This window comes from Cellulomonas biazotea, assembly GCF_004306155.1.
Classification (GTDB): Bacteria; Actinomycetota; Actinomycetes; order Actinomycetales; family Cellulomonadaceae; genus Cellulomonas; species Cellulomonas biazotea.
The window spans coordinates 1-6,009 of the sequence record NZ_BIMR01000033.1 but is presented as its reverse complement, the minus strand read 5'-3'; the positions used below and the strand labels follow the sequence as shown (position 1 = coordinate 6,009).

6 protein-coding genes are annotated in these 6,009 nt (G+C 71.4%); 3 read left to right on the top strand and 3 right to left on the bottom strand.

Translation table 11 applies throughout. The features are described 5' to 3' along the window. Window positions 1-67: 67 nt before the first annotated feature. Both CBZ_RS03255 and CBZ_RS03250 read left to right on the top strand, forming a co-directional pair. On the top strand, window positions 68-694 hold the full coding sequence (locus CBZ_RS03255; protein WP_130780169.1) for a superoxide dismutase: 627 nt from the start codon (window positions 68-70) through the stop codon (window positions 692-694). 149 nt (window positions 695-843) lie between these two features. Beyond that, window positions 844-1,617 (top strand): 2-phosphosulfolactate phosphatase, encoded by a 774-nt coding sequence (locus CBZ_RS03250; protein WP_130780168.1) that lies wholly within the window; start codon window positions 844-846, stop codon window positions 1,615-1,617. A gap of 141 nt (window positions 1,618-1,758) precedes the next feature. Here CBZ_RS03250 and CBZ_RS03245 read toward each other — a convergent pair whose 3' ends face one another. Genes CBZ_RS03245 through ctaC form a run of 3 tightly spaced genes read right to left on the bottom strand, consistent with a single transcriptional unit; the run spans window position 1,759 to window position 4,855 of the window. Then, window positions 1,759-2,157 (bottom strand): cytochrome c oxidase subunit 4, encoded by a 399-nt coding sequence (locus tag CBZ_RS03245; protein WP_130780167.1) that lies wholly within the window; start codon window positions 2,155-2,157, stop codon window positions 1,759-1,761. After that, window positions 2,154-3,974, bottom strand: coding sequence for an aa3-type cytochrome oxidase subunit I (ctaD, locus tag CBZ_RS03240; RefSeq protein ID WP_130780166.1), 1,821 nt, complete (start codon window positions 3,972-3,974; stop codon window positions 2,154-2,156). The genes CBZ_RS03245 and ctaD overlap by 4 nt, the downstream gene beginning before the upstream one ends. Then, the gene (gene ctaC / locus CBZ_RS03235) at window positions 3,974-4,855 is read right to left on the bottom strand and encodes an aa3-type cytochrome oxidase subunit II (RefSeq protein ID WP_130780165.1); all 882 of its coding nucleotides are present in this window, start codon (window positions 4,853-4,855) and stop codon (window positions 3,974-3,976) included. The genes ctaD and ctaC overlap by 1 nt, the downstream gene beginning before the upstream one ends. A 237-nt stretch (window positions 4,856-5,092) precedes the next feature. Between ctaC and CBZ_RS03230 the strand changes: the two genes are divergently transcribed. Next, a partial coding sequence (locus CBZ_RS03230; protein ID WP_246013006.1) for an aminotransferase class V-fold PLP-dependent enzyme occupies window positions 5,093-6,009 on the top strand: 917 nt, incomplete at its 3' end.

The window sequence follows — 6,009 nt, the reverse complement described above, 5'->3', positions numbered from 1 at the left end:
CCCGACCCGTTCGTACCCCGTGGTCGTAGCAGACGACCGCGCACCGACGCAGGAGAGGTACTCACGCATGGCTGACTACTCGCTTCCGGACCTGCCGTACGACTACGCGGCGCTCGAGCCGCACATCTCCGGCCGGATCATGGAGCTGCACCACGACAAGCACCACGCGGCCTACGTGACGGGCGCCAACACCGCGCTCGAGAAGCTCGCGGCGGCGCGCGAGGCGGACGACTTCGCGGCCGTCAACCTGCACGAGAAGAACCTCGCCTTCAACCTCGGCGGTCACGTCAACCACTCGGTGTTCTGGCAGAACCTCTCCCCCGAGGGCGGCGACAAGCCGACCGGCGAGCTCGCCGCGGCGATCGACGAGTTCTTCGGCTCGTTCGAGGCGTTCCAGAAGCACTTCGCCGCGAACGCCATCGGCATCCAGGGCTCCGGCTGGTCGATCCTCGCGTGGGACTCGATCGGCGAGAAGCTCGTCATCGTGCAGCTCTACGACCAGCAGAGCAACATCGCCCTCGGCCTCGTCCCCGTCGTCGTGCTCGACATGTGGGAGCACGCCTTCTACCTCGACTACGTCAACGTCAAGGCCGACTACGTCAAGGCGTGGTGGAACATCGTGAGCTGGGCCGACGCCGCAGCGCGCTTCGACCGCGCACGCACCCAGACGGCGGGCCTGATCGTCCCCGCCTGACGCCGGCGCGTTCCTCGTCGCAAGGCCGTCCGCTCCCCCGGGGGGTGGGCGGCCTTCGTCGTCCCGTGCCGGGGTGTGTGCCGGACGGCCGGCCAGGGCGGCACGAGCACGCCGTGGTCGGTCGACCGCCACGGTGGTAGGAAGGGCGGATGCCGTCGCCGGACCGCCCTCCGCTCGACCTGCAGCTCGTCTGGGGTCCGCTCGGTGCCCGCTCGCTCGAGCCGGACGTGGACATCGCGGTGGTCGTCGACGTCCTGTCCTTCACCACGACGGTCACCGTCGCGGCCGACCGGGGCACGGCCGTCGTGCCCCATCCGACGGGCGACGAGGGCGCGGCGCGGCTCGCCGCCGAGCAGGGGGCGGTCCTGGCGGTGCGACGTTCGTCGGCCGGGCCGGGCGACGTGTCCCTCTCCCCCGTGTCCGTGCGGGGTGCGGCGTCCCTCGACCGGCTCGTGCTGCCCTCGCCCAACGGCTCGACGTTGAGCCGGCTGCTCGACACGCCAGGCCGCTCGGTCGTCGCGGCCGCCCTGCGCAACGCCGCCGCCGTGTCGACGTGGATCGGCGACCGGACGACAGCGCGACCCACCCGGGTCGCCGTGGTCGCCGCGGGCGAGCGCCGCCCGGACGGCACCGTGCGGCAGGCCCCCGAGGACGTCTGGGGCGCAGGCGCCGTCCTCGCACCCCTGCAGGCCCTGCCGGGCGTGCGCCTCTGCGAGCGCGCCGAGGCCGCGTGCGACGCGTGGCGCGCGGTGGCGTCCTCACCGGCCCGGGCGCTGCGCCGCAGCCGCACGGGGATCGAGCTGGTCGAGTGGGGCTACGGCGCTGACGTCGACGTCGCCGCCGAGGTCGATGCCAGCCGCGCGGTGCCGGTCCTCGACGCGGGGGCGTACGTGGATGCGGCGCACGCGGTCGAGCCGCTCTAGGGCACCCCTCGACCGGCACCCAGGGAGCCCCGCTCGGGCGCCAGCCTCGGAACGAGAAGAGACCCCCTCGGCCCCCTCCGTGGAGGGGTCTGAGGGGGTCTCTGTCGTCCGAGGCGCGTGCCCGGTGCGACCGACACGACGTCAGTGCGCGTGCTGCCCGCGGGAGAACTCGAACACCCAGCCGATGAGGCCGATGACCCCGAGCAGGATGCCGATGAACGAGAGCCAGAAGCCGACCGCCAGGCCGGCGAACACCACGGCGGACGCGGCGCCGATGACCAGCGGCCACCAGCTCCACGGGCTGAACACGCCCTGGTCGCCGGCGCCCTGCTCGATCTCGCCGTACTCGTCGTCCTCGGGTCGCGCGTCGATCCGGCGGGCGAGGAGGGCGAAGTAGGCGCCGATCATGCCCACGAGGCCGCCGACCAGCGGGATGCCGACGGTGCCGACGGGCTCGCCGTCGCTCCACCACGCGTAGATCAGGCCGACCGGGACGAAGAACAGGACGCCGTACAGGAAGAGCTTGGCCTCGAGCTTCACCGGTCACCCTCCTTGCCGCCGTCGCGGCGGTCCTGCGGCTGGTCCTCGACGATCGTGGTCGTCGACTGCTCCGGCTCGCCCTTGCCCTCGACGACGCGGTCGACGGCCACCTCGGTCTCGCCGCGGCGGTCGGCCTCCCAGTCCAGGGGTCCGGGGTTCGGCTCGACGTAGTCCATGGCGGCGACCTCGGGGTGGTGCAGGTCGAACGCGGGGCGCTCCGAGCGGATCCGGGGAAGCGACGTGAAGTTGTGCCGCGGCGGCGGGCAGCTCGTGGCCCACTCGAGCGACGCGCCGTAGCCCCACGGGTCGTCGACCGTGACCTTGGGCGCGTTGCGCCAGGTCGTGTAGACGTTCCAGAGGAACGGCAGGGTGGAGGCGGCGAGCACCGCGGCACCGACCGTGGAGAGCTGGTTCATCCACGTGAAGCCGTCGTCGGGCGAGTAGTCCGCGTACCGGCGGGGCATGCCGATGACGCCGAGCCAGTGCTGCACGAGGAATGTGGTGTGGAACCCGATGAACAGCAGCCAGAAGTGGATCTTGCCGAGCCGCTCGTCGAGCATCCGGCCCGTCATCTTGGGCCACCAGAAGTAGAAGCCCGCGAACATCGCGAACACCACGGTGCCGAAGACGACGTAGTGGAAGTGCGCGACGACGAAGTACGAGTCGGAGAGCTGGAAGTCGAGGGCGGGGCTGGACAGGATGATGCCCGTCAGGCCGCCGAAGAGGAACGTCACGAGGAACCCGATGGTCCACAGCATCGGCGTCTCGAACGTGAGCTTGCCGCGCCACATCGTGCCGATCCAGTTGAAGAACTTCACGCCGGTCGGTACCGCGATGAGCATCGTCATGAACGCGAAGAACGGCAGCAGCACCGAGCCGGTCACGTACATGTGGTGCGCCCACACGGTGACGGACAGGGCGGCGATCGCGATGGTCGCGTAGACGAGACCCTTGTAGCCGAAGATCGGCTTGCGGCTGAACACCGGCAGGATCTCGGTGACGATGCCGAAGAACGGCAGCGCGATGATGTAGACCTCGGGGTGGCCGAAGAACCAGAACAGGTGCTGCCAGAGGATGGCGCCCCCGTTCTCCGGGTTGAAGACCTGCGCGCCGAGGCGGCGGTCGGCACCGAGCGCGAACAGCGCGGCGGCCAGCGGCGGGAACGCCATGAGCACCAGGAGCGACGTCACCAGGGTGTTCCAGGTGAAGATCGGCATCCGGAACATCGTCATGCCGGGCGCGCGCATCGTGACGATCGTGGTGATGAAGTTGACCGCACCGAGGATCGTGCCGAAGCCGCCGAGCGCGAGGCCGAAGACCCACAGGTCACCGCCGACACCGGGTGAGTACACGGTGTTGGACAGCGGTGCGTAGGCGAACCAGCCGAACGACGCCGCACCCTGCGGGGTGAGGAAGCCGGCGGCGGCGATGAGGCCGCCGAAGAAGAACAGCCAGTACGCGAACATGTTGAGCCGCGGGAACGCCACGTCGGGCGCGCCGATCTGCAGCGGCATGATCACGTTGGCGAAGCCGGCGAACAGGGGCGTCGCGAACAGCAGCAGCATGATCGTGCCGTGCATCGTGAACGCCTGGTTGTACTGCTCCTTGGAGGAGAACACCTCCATGCCGGGCGTGAAGAGCTCGGCGCGGATCAGCAGGGCGAGGATCCCGCCGATCGCGAACCACACGAACGACGTGATCAGGTACATGTACCCGATCGTCTTGTGGTCGGTCGAGGTGATCCACTTGATCACCGTGCGCCCCAGCGTCTGGCGCGTGGGCGCCAGGCCGGGGACGTGCTCCGCGACGGTGGCCATCAGTTGTCGCCCTCTTCCTCGGTGGTGACGCTGTGGAGGTCCTGCAGGCGGCTGTACTCCAGCCCCAGGGAGCCCTCCTGACCCTTGTCCTTCAGGTCCTGGATGTGCTCGTCGTACTCCTCGCGGGAGACGACCTTGACGTTGAAGAGCATCGAGGAGTGGTACTCGCCGCACAGCTCGGCGCACTTGCCGAGGTAGGTGCCCTCCTCGGTGGGCGTGACCTGGAACGTGTTCGTCTTGCCCGGGATCATGTCCATCTTGTAGAGGAAGGACGGGATCCAGAACGAGTGGATGACGTCACGGGAGTCGAGCGTGAACTCGACGCGCTCGTCCACCGGCAGGTACAGCGTGACCTGGTCCTCGAGCGAGCCCGGGTCGCCCACGCCCTGCGCGTGCTCACCGGTCTCGTACGCGTCGTCGTCGAGGTAGTTGAAGTCCCAGCTCCACTGCTTGCCGATGACCTGGACGTGCAGGTTGGCCTCGGCGGACGTGTCCTGGATCGCCGTGACGTCGCGGTTCGTGTAGTAGAACAGCACGCCGACCATGAAGATCGGCAGGATCACGTACATGACCTCGAGCGGCACGTGGTAGCGGAGCTGGACCGGCAGCACGTTGTCGCTCTTGCGCTTCCGGTAGGCCGCGACGCACCACAGGATCAGGCCCCACGTGATGAGGCCGACGATCAGGGCGGCGATCCACGACCCGCGCCACAGGCTGACGATCCGGGCGGTCTGGTCGGTGATCTCGGCGTCCGACGAGCCGGGCATCCAGCCTCGCTGGACCACATCGGAGCAACCGCTCAGGGCGACCACGACGACGGCCGCGAGACCTGCCGTCAGCAGGGCCGGGCGGCGCGTCCGGCGGGGGTGTTCCGGGTGCACGGGGGACCTCTCACTCGCGTCCCGTCAGCATCCGGCCCCGCTGCTGGCGGCCGTCACCCGGGACCTTCGTCCTCGACCTGTGCAGCCTAGCGCGCCGACCACCGCGTTTCGTCCGCACGACGCCGGATGACGACACGGTGTCAGCACCGTCACACCACAGGCCGCACACAGCGACGGCCGCGCCACCCGGGACCCCCGGCCACGTCCGTCCGCGCCGGTCAGGGCTACGGTGCGACGGTGAGCCCGCACGACCACGACCCCGCCGGCGCCGGCCGCGAACGCCCGCATGTGACGCACGCCACTGCTACAGGAGACCGCACCGCGGACGCCGGGACGCCCGGACGACCGGCGTCCACCGCGCGCGTCGTCCTCGACGCCGGCGGCCACGCACCGCTGCTCCCGCAGGCGCGCGCCGCGTTCGTCGAGGCGCTCGACCAGGGCTGGGCCGACCCCCGGCGCCTGCACGCCGAGGGTCGCCGGGCACGGATGCTCCTCGACGGGGCGCGCGAGGCCGTCGCAGGCGTTGTCGGGGCGCGGACCGAGGACGTCGACCTCGCACCCTCGCACACCGCCGCGCTGCACACCGCGGTGCTCACCGTCGCCCGCGGGCGCCGCCGGGCCGGCGGGGACGTCGTCGTCCCGGCCGTCGAGCGGGCCGCAGTGCTGCACGCCGCCGACACCGCCGTCGCGACGTCGGGCGGGACACGCGTGACCGTTCCGGTGGACCACCACGGCCGCGTCGACCTCGACCGCATGCTCGCCGCCGTCGCCGCACCCGGCGTCGCGCTCGCCGCGCTCCAGCACGCGAACGGCGAGGTCGGCACGCTGCAACCCACCGCCGAGGTCCGTGCCGCCGCGGCCCGGGCCGGTGTGCCGCTGCTGGTGGACGCCGGGTCGAGCCTCGGGCACGTCGACGTCGGCGGCGACTGGGACGTGCTCGCCGCCGACGCGGGCGACTGGGGCGGCCCGGGCGGCCTCGGGGTCCTGGTCACCCGCGCCGGCGTGCGCCGCTCCCCCGTCGCCCCGCAGGACGAGGACCGCTGGTTCCCCGGCGGTGTGAGCGTCCCCGCCGCGCTGGCGGCCGCCGTCGCGCTGCAGGTCGCCGCGGCCGACCGGGACGCCGCGGACACCGCGCGGCGCGCGCTCGTCGACAC